A 19,020-nucleotide genomic window follows, 5' to 3' on the forward strand; every position below is an offset into this window, starting at 1 on the left:
TTGAGCTCACTGGTGGGGAAATGGATGCCAACCTTATTTTAGAGCGCGATGGCCAATATCCTGCCGATATTGCATGCCATCAAAATGGATTTGCTCAATGACCTGGTAAGCCTCTTTTTGGGCTCCCCGCACGGTATCGGCCAGGCCAACAACGCAGAGTACTCGGCCGCCGTTGGTACGCAACACGCCGTCTGCCATGGTGGTGCCGGCATGAAAGGTCATGGCGCTAGCGGTATCTTCGGGAATGCCAGTAATGGCATCGCCTTTGCGTGGCGTATCGGGGTATTGGTGCGCTGCCAGCACAACCCCAAGGGCGGTGCGGCGATCCCACTCCAATTCCACTTCATTGAGCTTGCCATCGACTGCCTGATCTAAGGCGTGAACCAAATCACTGCGCAGGCGCGCCATGATTGGCTGGGTCTCTGGATCCCCCATGCGGCAGTTGAATTCTAAAGTTTTGATTTGACCCTCAGGACCAATCATGAGGCCAGCATATAAAAAGCCAGTGTAGGGAATGCCATCGGCTTTCATACCCTGAATGGTTGGCATGATGACTTCACGCATGGCTTTGGCATGGATTTCAGGGGTAACTACGGGTGCTGGGGAATAGGCGCCCATGCCGCCGGTGTTGGGACCTTGGTCGCCATCGAGTAAACGTTTGTGGTCTTGGCTCGTGGCGAGTGCCAAGGCATTTTTGCCATCGACCAACACAATAAAACTTGCTTCTTCGCCGGTTAAAAATTCTTCAATCACAACGCGTGCGCCGGCATTACCCAATTTATTATCGGCTAGCATCATATCGACGGCAGCGTGAGCCTCCGCTAAGTCCATTGCCACTACGACGCCTTTGCCAGCAGCCAGGCCATCGGCTTTGATCACAATCGGCGCGCCATTAAGATCAATATAGGCATGCGCCTCTTGGATATTGGAAAAGGTTTGGTAATCCGCAGTTGGAATGCCGTGGCGTTTCATGAAGGCTTTTGAAAAGTCCTTGGATGATTCGAGTTGCGCTGCTAATTGGGTGGGTCCAAAAATGCGTAAGCCAGCATTGCGAAAGACATCGACGATACCTGCTGCTAGAGGGGCTTCGGGACCCACTACCGTCAAATGAATTTGTTCGCGCTTCGCAAAATCAGCAAGCCCTTGTAAATCAGCAATTGGAAGATTTTCAATGCCAGCATGGGTTTGCTTTGCGCTAGCAGTACCGCCATTGCCGGGCGCGACATACACTTTTTGAACCTGCGGGGATTGGGCTAACTTCCATGCTAGGGCATGTTCGCGGCCACCGGAGCCAATAAGGAGAATCTTCATGGGATTATTTTCTAAAGGGAGTGCGTGTGTTTATTGGATGGAAGCATTTGTAAATACTTCTTGAACGTCGTCCAGATTTTCTAAGACGTCTAAGAGTTTTTGCATGCTTTCGGCCTGATCACCCTCGAGACTAATATCAGTTTCAGGCCGCATCGTGATCGTGGCCAGTTCCGCCTGGAAACCGGCAGTGCGCAAGGCGTCTTGCACCTTAGAAAAATCAGCTACCGACGTTAATACTTCAATCGCGCCATCGTCATGGGTGATCACATCATTCGCTCCCGCATCGAGAGCGCATCCCATCAATTGATCTTCATTGGTGCCGGGGGCAAATAGCAGCTGACCGCAGTGCTGAAACAAAAATGCCACCGATCCTTCGGTGCCCATATTGCCGCCGTATTTAGTAAAAGCGTGGCGCACTTCGGCAACGGTGCGCGTGCGGTTATCGGTCATGCAATCCACAATGACGGCGGCTCCATTGATGCCATAACCTTCGTAGCGGATCTCTTCGTAGTTCACGCCTTCAAGCGAGCCGGTGCCGCGCTGAATCGCGCGTTGCACGTTGTCATTGGGCATATTCGAGTCTTTGGCTTTATCAATCGCTAAGCGCAAGCGGGGATTGGTGGCCAAGTCTCCGCCACCCAATTTAGCGGCGACAGTAATTTCCTTGATGAGCTTGGTCCAAATCTTGCCGCGCTTTTCGTCCTGACGACCCTTGCGATGCTGAATATTGGCCCATTTTGAGTGACCGGCCATGCGGATTGATCCTTTTTGAGTAATTTTGCCTACAGACCCCAATTTTAGGCAAAATACGGGGTCTAAAGCCAAAAAGTGCAATTAATTTTATGGATTTGGCTTTGCAAGCCCAGTAACTCGCTTTAGAACGAAAAAAACGACCCCACACAATGGGGCATTGGACCACCAAGACAACACACAACATTAGGAATCAATATGAGCAAGGAAATCGTCAAAGCAATCCGCGTTACCGAAACAGGCGCCCCCGAGGTCATGAAATGGGTCGATGTGGAGCTCGGCGAACCCGGTCCAGGCGAGGTATTGATCCGTCACCACGCATGTGGCCTGAACTACATTGATGTGTACTTTCGCTCGGGCTACTATGCCCAGCCACTCCCCGGTGGGATTGGCATGGAAGGTGCCGGCGTGATTGAAAAAGTCGGACCTGATGTTACCCACGTCAAGGTGGGCGATCGGGTGGCGTATGCAGGTCGTCCTACCGGTGCTTATGCAGAAGCCCGCATCATGCCTGCCGATATCTTGGTCAAGTTGCCAGATTCGATCTCCTTTGAGCAGGGCGCGGCCATGATGTTGCAGGGTTTGACCGTGCAATACCTGTTGAACGATAGCTACAAAGTACAAAAGGGCGATACCGTGTTGTTTCATGCGATTGCTGGGGGCGTTGGCCTCATTGCATGCCAGTGGCTCAAAGCGATTGGCGCTACCGTGATTGGTACGGTTGGCAGCCCTGAAAAAGCCGAGATTGCCAAAGCCTATGGTTGCGACCACGTCATCCTGTACCGCGAGGAAGACTTTGTAAAGCGCGTTAAGGACATCACCAACGGCAAGGGCGTTCCTGTTGCCTATGACGCAGTGGGTAAAGACACCTTTATGCAGACCCTGGATTGCGTCTCGCCCCGTGGCATGGCAGTTTCCTTTGGCGGCGCTTCAGGCTCACCTCCCTTGCTCGATCTCGGCATTCTTGCCAGCAAAGGCTCGCTCAAGGTCACCAGACCCACTGTTAGCACCTATGTTCTTAATCGCAGCTTGCTCGAGCCGATGGCCGCGGATTTATTCGATAAAGTCAGTTCGGGCAAGGTCAAGATTGAGATTAAGCAGCGCTATGCCTTGAAAGATGCAGTACAGGCGCACCGGGATCTAGAAGGCCGCAAAACGACTGGATCGACGATTCTGTTACCTTAATCGGATAGCAGCGCAGTATTTGTTACACTCTCACCTCTCAGCGGTTCTCTGCCGCTGAGTTCACCTGCCTCGGTGATGGAATTGGTAGACGTGCCGGACTCAAAATCCGGTGCCGCAAGGCGTGTCGGTTCGAGTCCGACCCGAGGCACCATCGTTTGAAATCGATGTGTATGTTTAAGCGCATGCGTTATGAACGTATTGATTCAAGCTGGTCTGCGCGCTGTGATTTAATTGATAACAAGCTGGTCAGCTCTACCAGTCTTGATAATCACTCCAATATTGCGCATCACGTCTTTTTCCTTGCCGCGAAATCCATGCTCGGTAAATGCTTTGCATGCATCCCCCTTAAAGTCACCGCCCCCGGTAACTGTAATCAGCGGAACTTTGTATTTGTCGGTTATCGACTTAGCGCCAGCATAGGTAGTTAAAAAACAGGGATCCGCAGCGTGATGAACAAAGTACTGTGGGACCGTTGTTTTTTTATAGTCAAAGCCACCTAACTCACGGTACGAATTTCTGGCATAGGGCTCGGTGATAGAAGCCGTATGAATAGCGCCGGCATACCCGCTGGGATTATGGATCGGCATATATGAGGATGAAATCGTCCCCATGCTGGTACCTATGAGCCACACTTCAGAAATGGATGGCGTCCGTCTTTTGACTTCGGCAATCAATTTATCTACGTCTTCCTGCCTTTGCTTAGATGCTTGATAAGTGCTCGAACAAAGGTCGCCACTATCCGATTGGCAGTCCACAATAAGACTAGCAATCGTCTCATCCACTAAGAATTGCCGCGATCGGATTAAAAAATTACCTGACAATCTGGAGTTAGTCATCACGCCGTTCTCAACAACGGGCCGCACTACGGAGGGATACCCTGGAAGTAAAACCGCTAACCGCGTTGGGTTTTTGGAACTAGAGCTGGTTGTATAAACCCCGACTTGTTTTCTATCGCCATTTAAATCAACCGATACTATTTCCTCATTCAGGCCCACAGTCTGAGTTGCGCCATCCTGGGCGCTTACTGGATACGTCTGCAACACGATTGCAAGGAAAAGGAGTTTAATAAAGTAAGGAGTGAACTTCATCATCAAATGTTCTCCAAAGTAATGGTGTCAGTAAGTTGCCCAATAAGTGCTTACCGAATCCATAAATCCATACTTATATCTGATAATTCTCTGGCGTATTCGACATCGCCTGCTCAACGATCTTTTTCGTTAAGGTCGGCGAGAATAACTCAATGAAGGTAAAGACAAACGAACGCAAGTAGGCGCCTTGCTTGACCCCCAAGTGGGTGACGTTATTGCCAAACAAATGCCCCACCGGAATGGCGCGCAGATTGCGATCACGCTCTGCATCAAAAGCAACCCCCGCAACAATGCCAATGCCCATGCCAACTTCGACGTAGGTCTTAATCACGTCTGCATCGATGGCTTCCAGAATGATGTCTGCTTGCACATTACGCTGGGCAAATGCGGCATCAATTTTGTTGCGCCCAGCAAATGCTTTGTCATAGGTAATCAATGGGTACTTGCCGAGATCCTCGATCGTAATCGAGCGCGAACTCAGCAGGGGGTGATTGACTGGCACGATCAGGAGGTGTTGCCATTGGTAACCCGGTAGCGCGATAACGCCCTCGCAATTGGCAATGCCTTCCGTTGCAATCGCAATATCCGCTGCATCGTGCAAGAGCATATCGGCGATCTGCGAAGGGCTGCCTTGGGCAATGCTGACGCGGACCTTCGGAAATCGTTTGGTAAATTCCGTCAAGACTTTTGGTAATGCATAGCGGGCTTGGGTATGGGTGGTGGCAATAACAAAACTGCCTTGGTCCTGGGTCGCAAAGTCTTGACCAACCCGCTTTAGGGTTTCGACCTCATCCAAGATCCGCTCTATCGAGAGGAGGATGCGTTTGCCGGGCTCGGTGAGTGCTCGGATCCGTTTGCCGTGGCGACGAAAGATCTCAACTCCCAGCTCATCCTCAAGCTCAATAATCGCCTTGGAAACCCCAGGCTGGGATGTGAAGAGGGCTTTTGCGGCGGAGGTCAGGTTGAATTGCTGGCGAACGGCTTCGCGGACAAACCGAAATTGATGCAAATTCATGAAAAGGCTTCCTTATATATCTTGATCGATATAGGAACTTAATTCTAAATTATCTTTCGATATTTAAGACCGCGAAACCCATTTCAGGCCAATCAAGGCCAGCAGAAAATACGCCAAGGGTGGGGTCAGGGCGGTGAGGTAGGCTGGCCATGCCCCTAGTAGGCCAATATTGGAAAAGAGGGCATTAAATAGCTGGAAGCTCATGCCCAGCATGATGCCGCCAAAAATCTTGATACCAATACCGCCTGCCCGAGCTTTTAAATACGCAAACGGCAAAGCAAGGGCCAGCATGACAAAGACGATGAAGGGGTAGATGAGCTTTTTCCAAAACGCAATCGCGTGGCGCTGCACATCTTGCTTGTTCTCGTTCAGGTGTGAAATGAATTGCCCCAGACTAATGATCGACATGCGCTCGGGGTTGACGAGTAATACGCCGAGGATTTCTGGGGTAACTTTGGATGCCAAGGTCATCGATGACTTGATGGAAGTGTTAGCTGAGTACACGGGGTCTAAGGCATTTTTATTTTGGGCTTCCTTAAAGCGAGTCTCAATCACATTATTGAGCTCCCACGAACCAGTTTCATTAAAGCGACCCGACTCGGCATTACGAATCGAGAGTAGGCGGTAGGCATCATCAAACTCATACATGCGAACTTGCCGGACTTGCTTGTCGGGTTCAATTTTTCCAATATTGATATAGCGCACACCCGGGCGAACCGATCCAACACCCTCCTCATCGCGAAGCTGGTCTTTGACCCATACCCCAGTACGAAACTGCGAGGAAAAACTGGAGCCTAAGGCTTTCATTTTGACGCGATCAGAGAAGGACTCTGCCATCGGACCAAGCCACTCACTCATCAGTAGGGTAACTGCCACAATGGGCAAGGCAATTTTCCCCAGCATGACAAGGCCACGGCGAATATCCAGCCCTGCAATGCGAAGGATGGTGAATTCAGATTGACTGGCGAGCATTGCAAAGACATAAATACTGCTAATCAATCCTGCAATCGGAATAATTTCAACAATGCGAATCGGCGCCTTGAGCAGAACATGACCCAGTGCAAGCAAAAGGGTGTATTGCTGATTGACTGAGCCCAACTCCGCTAACACATCAAAAAATAAAAAGAGGGCAACCAGGGCAAAGAGAATAAAGCCAAATGCAGCATAAATCTGCTTGGCTAAGTAACGCTCATAAATGTATGGAAAGAGAAAATTCATGGGCGCGTCAGAAAGGCTGGCAACTGCCGCTTCCACCATTTAAGGGACGGATTAATTCGGTTGCGAATCAACACTGCGGCTATGAGTAAGGCAAGTAGATGAATTGGCCAGATGGCTACAAAAAAATCGAAGCGATTTTGCGAAACAAAATTTTGCGCCAAATTAAGCAGGTTGCTGTAAATCAAATAAATCAGCACGGCATAAAACATGGCGGTGTAATTGCCTAAGCGCGGATTAACGTAGGCCAATGGAATCGCAATAAAGACTAAACCTAAGGCCATGAGCGGTAAACCTATGCGCCATAGAAGCTCTCCGCGGTTAGAGGGGGAGGGGTCCTTCAGAAGTTCCTGAACGCTACGTTCGCGATCGCGTGGTGGTGGCTCCGTTAACTCTTTATTGCGCAATTTCGTTTCGTACTCATCAAACTCCAGAATACGAAAATCAGGCTGCGTGGGCAGGCCCTCATAGCGACGACCGTCTTTCAAGATGACATTCTTTTCACCATTCGAGGTATTTTCAATAAAGCCGGTTGCCGCTACGGCAATGCTCAGGCGTTGATTTCTGGAATCGGCAACGAAGATATTTTTGACTTCGCGACTATCGACATTCAGTTCCTCAATAAAGAAAACCCGTTCGGCTTTGGCTGACTCTCGAAACTGACCTGCTGTGACCATCGACACATCATCGCGTTGCTGAAAACGCTGACTGATCAGGGCGGATTCGCGATTGGCCCAGGGCCAAGCAAACAGGGCGAGCAGGGCAATGATGATGATGAGTGGAATGGCAAAGCGCAGAATTGGCCGAATTAAACTCATGATGCTCAGGCCACTGGCAAACCACACAATCATTTCCGAGTCTTTGTACCAGCGTACCAATACGATTAGAACGGCAATAAACAGGGAGACTGTGAGTAGGACTGCCAGGTAACCGATTGTCGCCAAGGCAATTAATACCAAGGCATCTTCTGGGTTCACTACGCCGTTGGCGGCAAAGCCCAAAATGCGGATCACTAAGGTGGTGATCATGATCGTTACCAGGACCAAAAACACCCCTCCAGTAGTGAGGCTCAGTTCGCGGCGAAGGGCTTGGTCAAAAATCATGCGTTCTATGCAAGGGCGTTGGCGGAAAAGTCTAGTTTAGTGGGGAAATGCGGCGCTAATCGGAGGGGAAACCACAGCTCGGAGGATAATGGAAAAAACCACTACGAATGACTTCCTTATGCAAATTCAATTTAGCACGAAAACATTGCCCCAAGCCGACTTTGATTCTGTAAAGCAGGTAAAGCCGGCAGTTGCTAGTCTTGTGGCCCTTGCCACGGATTGCCTTATTTTGGGCTACAGCAAAGCCGATTTAAATAAAAAAACGCTTGGCAGCCTTATGCTTGAATTGGATGCTGCCTTGGGTGGCTCGGTTGCTCGGGCAAAGCTGGCCGGCGATCTGAGCGGAAAAGAGGCCAGTCAGTGCCTGTTACGAGCAGAGGCAAACTGGTCAAAGGCCGGCGTAAAGGCCAAGCGGGTGTTGCTCGTTGGTCTGGGTGATCCGAGCCCTAAAGAGGGCTTGTCCTTGCAGTCCTACGCCAAGCTAGCCAAGGCGACCCTCAAGACCCTGAGTGGCGGTGCCATAGAGTCCGCAGCATGGTTTGTGCCGAGCTTTGGGGCAAATGCAGATGCCGTGGTGAAGCAAGTCCGCCTAACAGCGCAATTAGCGGGTGAACAAACGTATCGCTTTGGGGTGCGTCAGCCTGCTATGAAGTTCAAGGCAGTGGAGCACGTCGATCCTTTTCAAGAACTCCTCTTTGTTACTTGCAAAGATACCGCTAAGGCTGTGCAACTAGCGGTGCAACAAGGTGAAGCCTTGGTTGAGGGGATGAACCTTGCCAAAGACTTGGGTAATTTGCCGCCCAATGTCTGTACTCCAACCTATCTTGCAAAAACAGCGCAGGGTTTGATGAAGAAGACCAAGCTCAAGGTTGAGCTGCTGACCAAAAAGCAAATGGAAGCGCTGGGCATGGGTTCCTTTCTGTCGGTTGCGCAGGGCTCTGAAACCCCACCGCAATTCATCATCATGCGTCACAACGGCGGCAAAGCGAGTGAGGCTCCAACGGTATTGGTAGGTAAGGGCATCACCTTTGATACGGGCGGTATCTCCCTTAAGCCGGGCGAGGCAATGGATGAAATGAAGTACGACATGTGCGGTGCTGCATCCGTTGTTGGCACGATGCTCTCGGCGGCATTGCTGGGCCTTAAGCAGAACGTCATCGGAGTCATTCCGACCTGCGAAAACATGCCGTCGGGTAAAGCAACGCGACCGGGTGACATTGTAAAAAGCATGTCAGGCCAGACCATTGAGATCTTAAATACCGATGCTGAAGGCCGTTTGATTCTGTGCGATGCACTCACCTACGTAGAGCGTTTCAAGCCCAAGGCGGTGATTGATATTGCGACCTTAACGGGCGCTTGCGTGATTGCGCTGGGCGCGGTTCACAGTGGCATGTTCTCGGACGATAGCCACTTGCTGGCGGATTTAACCCAAGCTGGCCATGACTCCCTGGATACCGTCTGGCGCATGCCGCTCGATGCTGCCTATCAAGAGCAGCTCAAATCAAACTTTGCTGATATGGCCAATATCGGCGGACGCCCTGCTGGTAGCGTTACAGCTGCTTGCTTTTTAAAGCGCTTTACTGAAAAGTACCCTTGGGCGCATTTGGATATTGCGGGCACGGCATGGAAAGGTGGGGCAGCCAAAGGATCGACTGGAAGACCAGTGCCCCTCTTGGTGAACTACTTGCTTGCACAGTCCTAAATTGATATGGCACGCATCGACTTTCACAGTAATGTTAGTGACAAGCTGGAATATGCCTGCAGGCTGACGCGCAAGATTTGGAGTGCTACGGCCGAAGGCGAGCCTGTTCGCAACATTGTGATGGTGGCAGAAAAAGCGGACCTCAAGCGCCTCGATGAATTGCTGTGGACCTTTACTAAAACTGATTTTTTACCCCACTGCCATGGTGATCATGAGGCTGCGTTTGAAACGCCGATTGTTCTTCTGGACGATACTGCAGCACCAGCGCTAGCGAACTTGCCGCATGCTGATGTGCTGATTCATATGAGTATGCGGATGCCAAGCGATGTCGCGGCCTTGGTCGCTCGATTTCCACGGATTGTTGAGGTGGTTACGGTGAATGAGGCCGAGCGCCTTGCAGGACGGGAGCGTTACAAAGCCTACCGCGAGCTAGGTCATGAGCTTCATAATTTTGATCAAGCAAAAGCCTAAACCACCATGCTGATTCACCCACAAATCGATCCAGTAGCCATTCAGATTGGGTCCTTTGGAATTCACTGGTATGGACTAATGTACTTACTGGCCTTCGTGCAATTTATTGTGCTGGGTCGACTCTGCATCAAGCGGCCTTATTACCAAGCCTTGGGTTGGACCACCAAAGATTTAGAGGACTTACTCTTTGCAGGCGTACTCGGCGTGGTACTCGGTGGGCGGATTGGCTATTCGCTGTTTTATATGCCCGAATTCTATTTGGCGAATCCGCTCAGCATCCTTAAAGTATGGGAAGGTGGAATGTCCTTTCATGGCGGACTGCTGGGAGTCATTCTGGCGATGGTTTGGTTTGCGCGCCGCCAAAAAACTTCCTTTTGGACCGTCAGTGATTTGGTTGCGCCTTTGGTGCCCTTTGGTTTGGCGTTCGGGCGCCTAGGTAACTTTATCAATGGTGAATTGTGGGGTAGGCCAACCGACCTCCCATGGGCTATGGTTTTTCCACTGGTCGATGCGATTCCTCGCCACCCATCGCAAATCTATCAACTGCTCTTTGAGGGTATCTTGCTCGGTTTGATCTTGTGGGTTTATGCCCGAAAACCGCGTCGCCTTGGTCAGGTTTCGGGCCTATTTTTGCTGGGTTATGGCATTTGCCGCTTCTTGGTTGAGTTTGCGCGCGAGCCAGATGCCTTTTTAGGCTTACTCGGACTAGGCCTTTCTATGGGCCAATGGCTATCTATCCCCATGATTTTATTCGGTATTTACTTACTTAATCGTAAATAAGTCGATAATTTTCACTAACTGCATTTAAAAATATCTTTTTTTAGATCATTTGTTGCTAAGATCCTAGAAAGTCGCTTATTTCGCATAAATACCAGCTTCTGCGGTAAAAATCTCTGTTGTTTAGGCGAATTGATGCAAAAAATCCATTTTTTTGACCCTGTGTAACCTAAGGATGCTTCATGCTGGAGTTAATCACCAAAACCCGCCATTTATCCAAAGCACTGAGTGCGGTACAGCGTTTAACCTCCGAGCGCGGGGAATCCAATGCGGTGAGCATGGCCAACGACGTGATCGATAACTACCGCAAGCTCACCAAAGACCAGCACCTTAAATTCTTTACTGCCTGGATTGAAAAGCTCAGCCCCAATCCAGCGGAGGTCATGGCGGCATCACAAGCCTTTGCGGCAGAGGCCAATGCCCGCAATTACATTCGCTTACAAAAAGTTTCCGAGTCACCTCGGCAAGAATTTATGCGCCGCTTGAATCGGGGCCTAAATGGCACGGCCGCCGTTGTCGAAATGCGCCGCGATTTATTGCAACTCTTGGACAAAAAACCGGAACTGGCTGCAGTGGATTTTGATATGCGCCATCTGCTGTCCTCTTGGTTTAATCCTGGTTTTTTAAAAATGCACCGGGTCGACTGGAAGTCGCCTGCGGAAGTTTTAGAAAAGCTAATCCAGCACGAGGCAGTCCATGCGATTGATGGCTGGGATGACTTGCGCCGCCGTTTGCAGCCTGACCGGCGCTGCTTTGCATTCTTTCATCCTCAATTGCCCAATGAGCCATTGATCTTTGTGGAGGTAGCGCTGCTACCAGAGGTGCCTCTGGCGATTGCTCCGCTCGTGGATAAAAAGGCCGAGACAGTGACTCAGGTGCAGCAGTACAAGGTGGCCGTTTTTTATTCCATCAGTAACTGCGAGCCTGGTCTGCGCGGTGTGTCGATGGGTAACTTTTTGATCAAGCGAGTCGCCGAGCAGTTGCACCAGGAGTTCCCTGGTCTAAAAACCTTCATTACGCTCTCACCCGTTCCTGGATTAATCGAATGGATTGCTGCGGGCGCTAATTTAGGCGATGGCGTGCCGCCTGATCGCCTCAAGCCCGCCTTAAAGATGAAGCGAGATCAGGCTTTACAGGCTTTGGGCCTGGATGCGCAATCGTGGGCCGAGCGCTTAAGCAACGGCTGGCATCCGGACAATGCCTCATCAAAGGAGAAGGACGCGCTTCTTTGCCTTACGGCCATTTACTTGGGTCTCGCATCAACTGGGCGCCAAGGTAATCCCGTTGCCAAGTTCCATTTGGGCAATGGCGCCAAGCTGCACCTGATTAATTGGGCCGGGGATTTATCGCGCAAGGGCTTACGTCAATCTGCCGGCATTATGGTTAATTACCTGTATGACCTCTCCAGCGTGGAAGAGAATCATGAGCGCTTTGTGAACGGGGAAATCATGTATTCCAGGGCGGTAGCCAAGCTCATGAGTGTTTAGCGCGTCAACCGTCGCTAGACCGTAAAATGGAGTTTTAGCCGCTCAGAAAATCCTGGGTTAACACGTTGCACCAATCAATTGTTTGTTGTGGGGTAGTTATGAATTTGTATTCGGTATTAGAAAACGGGTTTCCAAAAGATCGCCAGTCTTGCGCCCTAGAAACGCACGATGGTTTGTATTACTCTTGGAGCGATCTGGAGCGCGCTACTGCGATGATGGCGAACTTGCTTCAGGGATTGGGTATACCGAAGGGTTCCCGCGTTGCGGTTCAGGTTGAAAAGTCACCTGAAGCTCTATTTTTGTATTTGGCCACCCTCAAAGCCGGCTATGTTTACCTGCCACTGAACACCGCCTACCAAGCTGCCGAGATCGAATACTTTATTCAAAATGCGGAACCCGCAGTGATGGTTTGCAGCAGCAAGAATTTTTCTTGGGTATCGAAGATTGCATTTAAGTCAGGCACCCGCCACGTCTTTACGCTTGATGACAACCGCACTGGTACCCTTTTAGAGCGTGCTGCCGCGCAGAGCGATCGTTTTAAAACCGTCGCTCGTAGCGATGATGATCTGGCTGCGATTTTGTATACCTCAGGCACTACCGGCCGCAGTAAAGGCGCCATGCTCACGCACAAAAACTTGAGCAGCAATGCCCTCGTCTTGCAGAAATTTTGGGGCTGGAAAAAAGGCGATGTGTTGTTGCATGCCTTGCCGATCTTTCATGTGCATGGACTGTTTGTTGCAGCCCATGGCGCTCTGATCAACGGTAGCAAAATGATTTGGTTACCCCGCCTGGATACCGCAGCATTGATTCAGAATATGCCGCGTTCAACGGTGATGATGGGCGTGCCAACCTTCTATGTTCGCCTCTTAGCCGATAAAAACTTCACCAAAGCCGTATGCCGGAATATGCGCCTCTTTGTATCTGGATCTGCGCCACTCCTCACGGAGACGTTCAATACCTTTAAAGAATTGACTGGCGAAACCATTCTTGAGCGTTACGGCATGAGCGAAACCGTGATGTTGGTATCGAACCCATATCAAGGTGCTCGGGTTGGTGGTTCGGTTGGCTTGCCACTTACCGGCGTGAAAGTGCGCGTAGTCGATGAAAACAATAAGCCATGTGCGGTTAATGAGATTGGCAGCATTCAGGTAAAGGGTCCTAACGTATTTAAGGGCTACTGGCGTATGCCAGAAAAGACGGCTGAAGAATTTACTGCCGATGGCTGGTTTAAAACCGGCGACGTTGGCCGCTTCGGTGGCATGGCCAACGGCGCTAAAGTGCCAGACAATTATTTGTGCATCGTCGGTCGCAGTAAGGACTTAATTATCTCGGGTGGCTATAACGTCTACCCAAAAGAAATTGAAAGCTTTATTGACGACATGGATGGCGTGGACGAAAGTGCGGTGATTGGTGTGCCGCATCCTGATTTTGGTGAGGCAGTCATGGCTATTGTGGTTGCAAAGCCGGGCGCTAAGCTGGATTCAAAAGCCATGATTGATGCGCTGAAGGGACAAATTGCGAACTTCAAAGTACCGAAGCGCATTGAGATCGTTGCTGACTTGCCACGCAATGCGATGGGTAAAGTACAAAAAAATATTCTGCGTCAGCAATACACCGCGTAATTCAATTACATACCAAATGCCTTGCGGCTTTCATTGAACATGAAGGCCGCAAGAAAAAACAGCATGACACCAAATACCCGCTTGAGGTTTACGGTATTCATGCTCCGAGCCATTTTGGCACCAAGCGGAGCGGTAAATATGCTCGCTGCAACAATGCAAGCAACGGCTGGTAAGTAGATATAGCCCAGAGAACCTGAGGGCAGGCCGGGGTGGTTCCAGCTGCCCACCACATAACCAATGGTGGCCGCGACTGCGATTGGAAAGCCCAGACCCGAGGCGGATGCCATCGCCACGTGCGGCGTGACATTACACCAAATCATGAACGGCACTGTAACGAATGCGCCCCCTGCACCAAGCAAGCTGGATAGTGCGCCAACAAAACTGCCAAAGGAAAACAAACCTAACTTGCCTGGCAATTGACGGCCGGGCTTGGGTTTTTTATTGATGAACATTTGTATTGAGCTGTAGACAATAAACAGCGCAAAGAACAGTGACAACCAGCCGGTAGGAAAGGCATCAAACAGCTCACTGCCGCCGATCAGGCCGCCCGCAATAATGCCAGGCGTTAAAGCAATAACCAGTTTCCAATCGATGGTGCCATGTTTGTGGTGTGCCCGAATCGCAGAAAGCGATGTAAAGAGAATGGTTGCCATACCAGTCGCAATCGCCATATGAACAATAATGCTCTGATCAAATTGCTGGTGATTAAAGACAATAATCATGAATGGGACGAGAATCATCCCCCCGCCGATGCCGAGCATGCCAGCCAATACACCAGACACAGCCCCACAGGTAACCAAAATCAAAATATCGATTAATTCCAAACTGAATTCCCCGCCTTAGCCGCTAGGCCCTTATCCTGAACCCTCGGGTTCAAGGTGGAGCGGCCGCCATGCTTCGGGTGCACTAAGCAGCGCAGGGAGTGAGCAGCTCGAGGCTGCCACTGTACGGTTGCGAAACGCTCACGCCCACATTGCAAAGATCGCTCCGTATGCTTGCGCATCGGTTCAAAGATCTATTGGCCTTGGCGAGCCAGGCAGGGAAAGGGTTTGTAGCAAAGTATCCACTTGTAACTCGAGGCCTTTGATTTCGGCTTCGAGCCGTGCTACCTCGTCCGGATGGACTGCTGCAGACTGTGTCGATAACTGCGCTGCGGTATCTGCAGCTAGACGTTTACTTGAAATCAGATCGCCAGCAAGTTTAAGGGCAGCCATCATGGTGGCGCGCTCGATGCTGCGGTTGCCACCTGTAATCGCTAGCTGAATTTGTTCGTCAACCAAAGTGCAAGCCTCGCGCAACAGGGGCTCATGCTCAGTAGTGGTGGCCAGCGTGATTTTTTGGCCTGCGAGCGTGACCTCAATGCGTTGTTGGCTCATGATCATCGCCTGAAATAGTGGGGTTGGGTTCGTCAGTAGCTAGTAAGTTCAGTTGCCGTGTATCGCTTTGCTCAGGCAGTCGACTCAAAATATGCTGGATGCGATTTTGCGCATCCGCTATCTTGGTTTCGAGTCGCAGGCGATCTTGGCGTGCCTCTTCGATGGCTTTAGTTGCCAGCGTGAGTTTGTCTTTGAGCCGAACTATTGCTCGGTTTAAATTACTTAAAGAAGACTCGGAGGAGGGGAATGAATCGCTCATTGATACATTGTAGCCTCTGAGTTAGGCCATGAGCAGCACCAAGATGACTGGTTTATTACCGAGTCAGGGCAACCCAGTGTTTGCCTAGCTTGGTTAGCTCAATGCGCCCATCAAATAGATCAATCAAAGCCTGGTGGGTTAGTGGATCATCACTTTTACCCTGATGATGGACCCCTTTTTTGCCCAAAAGAATTAGGTTCTCGGCCTGCAAGGCAAACTGAATTTCATGTAAAACGGTGATGCTGGTTTTACCCTGATCAGATAGCGTGGTTTGCCATTGCAGCCAATCGGCCTGATGCGGCGGGTCTAGATTAGCAATCGGCTCATCCATCAGTAGGGTGTCAGCTTGAACAGCAAAGAGCCTGGCGAGCAAAACGCGCTGACGCTCGCCTCCCGACAGTTGACTAAAAAAGCGCTCGCGCAAATCCCACACAGCCGTTTGACGCATCGCCTGCTCAACCACGAGGTGATCGTCGGCACTGGCAATGGAAAGCCAGTTTTGATGAGGCAATCGACCCAGCATGGCAATGTCGTATACCCGCAGACCAACATCAAGATTGTCCGACGTCGCCGTTGCCTGCTCGAGCCAAGCAATCTGTTGCGCACGCGCCTTGGTAGTAATCGAATGAAGCTCTACTCCCCCAATCTGAATCGAGCCCTCATATGGCAAGAGTCCAGCAAGGGCTTGAACGAGGGTGGATTTGCCCGCCCCATTGGAGCCGACAATGCTAGTCCACTCACCCCCAGGAATAGCAAGATCGATGTTGTGCAAAACAACGGTGTTATTGCGGGATAAAGAAACGTTACGAAGCTCTATTGGACTCATGCGCTTATCCCTAAGGTCTGACGCCGGAGCAAGAGCAGTAAATACGAGCCGCCGAGCACTGCAGTAACTATTCCGACGGGAAGTTCTAGGGGTGCTAAGACCGTACGCGCTAGTAAATCAGATGCTAGCAATAGGATGCCACCGGCCAAGCTAGACATCAGCAGATGCATGCGTTGCGAGCCATTGGCAAAGCGGCGAACCAGGTGGGGCGCTGCAAGGCCGATGAATGCAATCAGCCCAGTTTGCGCGACAGCAGCACCTGTAGCCAGTGCGAGAACAGCAATTAAACCCAGGCGCATGTGATCAATCGGAAGACCAAGCGTTTTAGCGGTACTTTCGCCAAGGCTCAGGGCATTTAATGCCGCACTCAAGAGTAATGTGATTGCGATACACGCAAGCCAAACCAAGAGCATGAGCCAGACGCCATGCCAATCCAGCAGACTGGTGTTGCCGAGCATGAATGCCTGAAAGCGCTGATAGAGGTCGGGGCGAACAAAAGTAAAGAGCGCGTTACCTGCGCCAAGGATGACGCTAATCACGACACCCGATAGTAAAAGTCGTAAGGAGCTGCGATAACCACCAGCCAGAATCAGCGCCGCAACAACACCTAGCAGCGCGCCAATAAAAGCACCGCTGTTAAGTCCAATTAACGCAAGCCCAGAATCAGCAATCGCGTGGGAAAAGCCTAAAACAAGTGCGACACCCATTAAGGCTCCAGATGCACTACCTAGTAAATACGGATCAGCCAAAGGATTGCGAAATACACCTTGCGCAATCGCACCGGCTAAGCCCAGTAGAGCGCCAGCCAGCCATGCCCCTGCAGAGCGCGGCAAGCGAATGTCAAAAACGATTGCAGAGTCAGTGCTCCAGATAACCCCACCACTACCGAGCAATGCACCCAAGCATAGCAATGCAATGCTGATCAGCAGCAAAGCAAGAACACGGGGAAATAAAGTAGGGCGCATACCGCAGACTATCACTTGGGCAGTAAGCGTATCGCGCAATCGCCGATAAGGGCTGCTGCTTCACCCATGCGCGGGCCGGGGCGAACGAGTACGTCTGCTTGTGCTGCCGAAAAGAAGCAGATCCGATTACCCTGAATCGCTGGAATGGATTTCCAGCCGGGGCGCTGTGCCAATTGTTTCGCCGAAGCTTCAGTCGTCATAATCAAATCAGGTCTAGACTGCACTACGAATTCTGGGTTGATCTTCGGAAAGGCGCCCATCTTTTCCGTAGCAATGTTTTGCATGCCCAGTCGATCGAGTAATTCACCAATGAAAGAGGTTTTGCCAGCTGCAAACGGCGCAGCGTTCACTTCAAAGTAAACCCGGGCTGCTTTTTGTGACGGTGATAGCGCACGATTGGCCCGAGCAATGTCAAGCTGGATACGCTCCCATACGGCGTCTGATTCATTAGAGCCTAAAACCATATCCAGTCTCCGTAAGGTGCGCTGCACATCGGCCATGGACTGCACATCAAATGCCATTACTGAAATGCCTAAGGACTGCAAGCGCGCAATAAGAGCAGATGATTTTTCAACTAAGACCAAGTCTGGCTTTAGACGGACAATGCCCTCAATGTTGGCATCGGCAATGCCGCCCAAGCGAGGCAAAGTATCAAGCGACTTCGGCCAATTGGAAAATCGATCGACTCCCACCAAAACAGAACACTTGCCCAGAGCACATACAGATTCAGTCAAAGAGGGAAGCATGCTGATTACGCGCTGGGCAGGAGTGCCTAAGCGAATCTCGACACCGCGACTGTCTTTAACTGCGATGCTCGCAAATGCAGTGGTGCTGAAAAATAGAAAATACGCGCTACTACAAAATAGCAAAGAAAATCTACGACAGATTCTTTGTTGTTGGAATAGGCTAATTAACTTCATTGCAAATTTTTTCTTGGGAGTTTTGCATCTACTAAAGACATATCACTCAAACAAGACTATCAACATAAGCAATCCAATTTGATGGGTAAACAAAAGTATGCCCCTCCCCATTTTCAAGCATGACATCAATGCCATGTTTTTTTAACTCCACAATTAATTCTGGGGTGTATGGAGTACCAGTCGGCAAAAATCCGTTGGGTGTTTTTACTTCAGTCGATAAAGTAATGGATAGATCCATCTCTTTTTTATATTCCCATAATTTAGCAAGAAGTTCCTCGTAATGGGTCCCAAAAAGAGGAGTGGATACTTCGTACTCAGACCAAGTGTCAACTCGCCATTTACGAATGTCTTCTAAGTGCAAGTCACCAAAAACTAATCGCTCAATAGAGTTGCTTGTTCGATCTTGAATCATATTTAGAGCCTCTTTAATAGCACTTTTATAGTCACTATTGGGATGAAGGGGAGCTAAGCATAAAGGGGTCTTTAAGAACTCGGATTGCTTTGCAATATTTTTAATATGAATATCTTGAATTGAGACATGATTTGTAAGCACACCAAAACTCGTGAGTAATACGACATTTCTATTTTGTTCAAATAGGTGCATTAATGTTAAAAAACTATCCTTCCCACCAGACCAAAAGAGAATATCCAGCCCACCTTTTCTTGGAATCCAATTCATTAGTATTGGATTAGTTATTTGCCGTTGAGAATTTTGAAGATCATCGACATTAATATGACCATAAGGACAGTGACGGCATGAGTTCCCGCAGCATTTGCCCTGCCTTAGGAGGCTATCGCCTGTTAATACTTGATATCCTGTGGCAGGGTCAATATAAGTACTGCGACCCTCCTTGCATGCTTCTAAATGCAATTCATCTACATTAACCATAATTACCACCCTCACTATACAAACAAAAGGCCACCTAATGGTGGCCATAGATCGATAAA

The 19,020-nt window shown here is 50.1% G+C and carries 18 protein-coding genes, 1 tRNA gene, 1 other RNA gene and 1 pseudogene; 7 read left to right on the forward strand and 14 right to left on the reverse strand.

Annotation, left to right across the window (positions count from 1 at the left end; genetic code table 11):
- Positions 1-33: 33 nt before the first annotated feature.
- The gene (purD, locus tag AOC34_RS02700) at positions 34-1,311 is read right to left on the reverse strand and encodes a phosphoribosylamine--glycine ligase (RefSeq protein ID WP_108468661.1); all 1,278 of its coding nucleotides are present in this window, start codon (positions 1,309-1,311) and stop codon (positions 34-36) included.
- Positions 1,312-1,341: 30 nt separating this feature from the next.
- Entirely contained in the window at positions 1,342-2,064 is a 723-nt protein-coding gene (locus AOC34_RS02705; protein WP_108468662.1) for a YebC/PmpR family DNA-binding transcriptional regulator, read from the reverse strand.
- Positions 2,065-2,271: 207 nt separating this feature from the next.
- Here AOC34_RS02705 and AOC34_RS02710 point away from each other — a divergent pair, with 207 nt between their 5' ends.
- Together AOC34_RS02710 and AOC34_RS02715 are read left to right on the forward strand one after the other, a co-directional pair.
- Positions 2,272-3,246 (forward strand): quinone oxidoreductase family protein, encoded by a 975-nt coding sequence (locus AOC34_RS02710; RefSeq protein WP_108470007.1) that lies wholly within the window; start codon positions 2,272-2,274, stop codon positions 3,244-3,246.
- Between the two features lie 66 nt (positions 3,247-3,312).
- Positions 3,313-3,397: transfer RNA gene (locus AOC34_RS02715), tRNA-Leu, on the forward strand.
- Between the two features lie 76 nt (positions 3,398-3,473).
- On the opposite strand, the gene AOC34_RS02720 is transcribed toward AOC34_RS02715, so the two are convergent.
- The 4 genes from AOC34_RS02720 to lptF form a co-directional block, all read right to left on the reverse strand.
- Positions 3,474-4,337: a hypothetical protein gene (locus AOC34_RS02720; protein ID WP_159074798.1), complete on the reverse strand. Its 864-nt coding sequence runs from the start codon at positions 4,335-4,337 to the stop codon at positions 3,474-3,476.
- A 70-nt stretch (positions 4,338-4,407) separates the two neighbouring features.
- On the reverse strand, positions 4,408-5,349 hold the full coding sequence (locus AOC34_RS02725) for a CysB family HTH-type transcriptional regulator (protein WP_108468664.1): 942 nt from the start codon (positions 5,347-5,349) through the stop codon (positions 4,408-4,410).
- Positions 5,350-5,412: 63 nt separating this feature from the next.
- Complete coding sequence (gene lptG, locus AOC34_RS02730) at positions 5,413-6,567, reverse strand: LPS export ABC transporter permease LptG (RefSeq protein WP_108470008.1); 1,155 nt, start codon at positions 6,565-6,567, stop codon at positions 5,413-5,415.
- Positions 6,564-7,667 (reverse strand): LPS export ABC transporter permease LptF, encoded by a 1,104-nt coding sequence (gene lptF / locus AOC34_RS02735; protein WP_108468665.1) that lies wholly within the window; start codon positions 7,665-7,667, stop codon positions 6,564-6,566. Before lptF ends, lptG begins: the two co-directional genes overlap by 4 nt.
- A gap of 124 nt (positions 7,668-7,791) precedes the next feature.
- Here lptF and AOC34_RS02740 point away from each other — a divergent pair, with 124 nt between their 5' ends.
- From AOC34_RS02740 to AOC34_RS02760, 5 genes are all read left to right on the forward strand, one after another.
- A complete protein-coding gene (locus tag AOC34_RS02740) occupies positions 7,792-9,369 on the forward strand; it encodes a leucyl aminopeptidase (RefSeq protein WP_407675572.1) in 1,578 nt (525 codons plus the stop codon).
- 6 nt (positions 9,370-9,375) lie between these two features.
- Positions 9,376-9,840: a DNA polymerase III subunit chi gene (locus tag AOC34_RS02745; protein WP_108468666.1), complete on the forward strand. Its 465-nt coding sequence runs from the start codon at positions 9,376-9,378 to the stop codon at positions 9,838-9,840.
- A 6-nt stretch (positions 9,841-9,846) separates the two neighbouring features.
- The gene (gene lgt, locus AOC34_RS02750) at positions 9,847-10,620 is read left to right on the forward strand and encodes a prolipoprotein diacylglyceryl transferase (protein WP_108468667.1); all 774 of its coding nucleotides are present in this window, start codon (positions 9,847-9,849) and stop codon (positions 10,618-10,620) included.
- A 179-nt stretch (positions 10,621-10,799) separates the two neighbouring features.
- Positions 10,800-12,104: a malonyl-CoA decarboxylase domain-containing protein gene (locus tag AOC34_RS02755; RefSeq protein ID WP_108468668.1), complete on the forward strand. Its 1,305-nt coding sequence runs from the start codon at positions 10,800-10,802 to the stop codon at positions 12,102-12,104.
- A 98-nt stretch (positions 12,105-12,202) separates the two neighbouring features.
- Complete coding sequence (locus AOC34_RS02760; RefSeq protein WP_108468669.1) at positions 12,203-13,726, forward strand: malonate--CoA ligase; 1,524 nt, start codon at positions 12,203-12,205, stop codon at positions 13,724-13,726.
- Between the two features lie 5 nt (positions 13,727-13,731).
- On the opposite strand, the gene AOC34_RS02765 is transcribed toward AOC34_RS02760, so the two are convergent.
- The 8 genes and pseudogenes from AOC34_RS02765 to AOC34_RS02800 form a co-directional block, all read right to left on the reverse strand.
- Positions 13,732-14,550 carry a sulfite exporter TauE/SafE family protein gene (locus AOC34_RS02765; RefSeq protein ID WP_108468670.1) on the reverse strand — a complete coding sequence of 273 codons (819 nt, stop codon included), beginning with the start codon at positions 14,548-14,550 and terminating at the stop codon, positions 13,732-13,734.
- A gap of 3 nt (positions 14,551-14,553) precedes the next feature.
- Positions 14,554-14,772: non-coding RNA, 6S RNA (gene ssrS / locus AOC34_RS02770), on the reverse strand.
- Between the two features lie 102 nt (positions 14,773-14,874).
- Positions 14,875-15,108, reverse strand: a pseudogene (locus AOC34_RS10390) (cell division protein ZapA); the annotation flags it as partial.
- Positions 15,083-15,361, reverse strand: coding sequence for a hypothetical protein (locus AOC34_RS02780; protein WP_108468671.1), 279 nt, complete (start codon positions 15,359-15,361; stop codon positions 15,083-15,085). The gene AOC34_RS02780 and the pseudogene AOC34_RS10390, both read right to left, overlap by 26 nt.
- 55 nt (positions 15,362-15,416) lie before the next feature.
- On the reverse strand, positions 15,417-16,187 hold the full coding sequence (locus AOC34_RS02785) for an ABC transporter ATP-binding protein (RefSeq protein ID WP_108468672.1): 771 nt from the start codon (positions 16,185-16,187) through the stop codon (positions 15,417-15,419).
- A complete protein-coding gene (locus tag AOC34_RS02790) occupies positions 16,184-17,152 on the reverse strand; it encodes a FecCD family ABC transporter permease (protein WP_108470010.1) in 969 nt (322 codons plus the stop codon). Before AOC34_RS02790 ends, AOC34_RS02785 begins: the two co-directional genes overlap by 4 nt.
- 11 nt (positions 17,153-17,163) lie before the next feature.
- Complete coding sequence (locus tag AOC34_RS02795) at positions 17,164-18,072, reverse strand: ABC transporter substrate-binding protein (RefSeq protein WP_108468673.1); 909 nt, start codon at positions 18,070-18,072, stop codon at positions 17,164-17,166.
- Positions 18,073-18,118: 46 nt separating this feature from the next.
- Positions 18,119-18,961, reverse strand: a complete 843-nt coding sequence (locus AOC34_RS02800; protein ID WP_108468674.1) for a Dph6-related ATP pyrophosphatase — start codon at positions 18,959-18,961, stop codon at positions 18,119-18,121.
- Positions 18,962-19,020 lie beyond the last annotated feature (59 nt).

Source organism: Polynucleobacter difficilis (assembly GCF_003065365.1).
GTDB lineage: Bacteria > Pseudomonadota > Gammaproteobacteria > Burkholderiales > Burkholderiaceae > Polynucleobacter > Polynucleobacter difficilis.

Excerpts from the sequence above, each read along its gene's own strand:
- lptG (WP_108470008.1), bottom strand. The coding sequence starts at position 6,567 with ATGAATTTTCTCTTTCCATACATTTATGAGCGTTACTTAGCCAAGCAG.
- AOC34_RS02755 (WP_108468668.1), top strand. The coding sequence starts at position 10,800 with ATGCTGGAGTTAATCACCAAAACCCGCCATTTATCCAAAGCACTGAGT.
- AOC34_RS02720 (WP_159074798.1), bottom strand. The coding sequence starts at position 4,337 with ATGATGAAGTTCACTCCTTACTTTATTAAACTCCTTTTCCTTGCAATC.
- AOC34_RS02780 (WP_108468671.1), bottom strand. The coding sequence starts at position 15,361 with ATGAGCGATTCATTCCCCTCCTCCGAGTCTTCTTTAAGTAATTTAAAC.
- AOC34_RS02760 (WP_108468669.1), top strand. The coding sequence starts at position 12,203 with ATGAATTTGTATTCGGTATTAGAAAACGGGTTTCCAAAAGATCGCCAG.
- AOC34_RS02785 (WP_108468672.1), bottom strand. The coding sequence starts at position 16,187 with ATGAGTCCAATAGAGCTTCGTAACGTTTCTTTATCCCGCAATAACACC.
- lptF (WP_108468665.1), bottom strand. The coding sequence starts at position 7,667 with ATGATTTTTGACCAAGCCCTTCGCCGCGAACTGAGCCTCACTACTGGA.
- lgt (WP_108468667.1), top strand. The coding sequence starts at position 9,847 with ATGCTGATTCACCCACAAATCGATCCAGTAGCCATTCAGATTGGGTCC.
- AOC34_RS02800 (WP_108468674.1), bottom strand. The coding sequence starts at position 18,961 with ATGGTTAATGTAGATGAATTGCATTTAGAAGCATGCAAGGAGGGTCGC.
- AOC34_RS02725 (WP_108468664.1), bottom strand. The coding sequence starts at position 5,349 with ATGAATTTGCATCAATTTCGGTTTGTCCGCGAAGCCGTTCGCCAGCAA.
- AOC34_RS02745 (WP_108468666.1), top strand. The coding sequence starts at position 9,376 with ATGGCACGCATCGACTTTCACAGTAATGTTAGTGACAAGCTGGAATAT.
- AOC34_RS02795 (WP_108468673.1), bottom strand. The coding sequence starts at position 18,072 with ATGAAGTTAATTAGCCTATTCCAACAACAAAGAATCTGTCGTAGATTT.
- purD (WP_108468661.1), bottom strand. The coding sequence starts at position 1,311 with ATGAAGATTCTCCTTATTGGCTCCGGTGGCCGCGAACATGCCCTAGCA.
- AOC34_RS02705 (WP_108468662.1), bottom strand. The coding sequence starts at position 2,064 with ATGGCCGGTCACTCAAAATGGGCCAATATTCAGCATCGCAAGGGTCGT.
- AOC34_RS02790 (WP_108470010.1), bottom strand. The coding sequence starts at position 17,152 with ATGCGCCCTACTTTATTTCCCCGTGTTCTTGCTTTGCTGCTGATCAGC.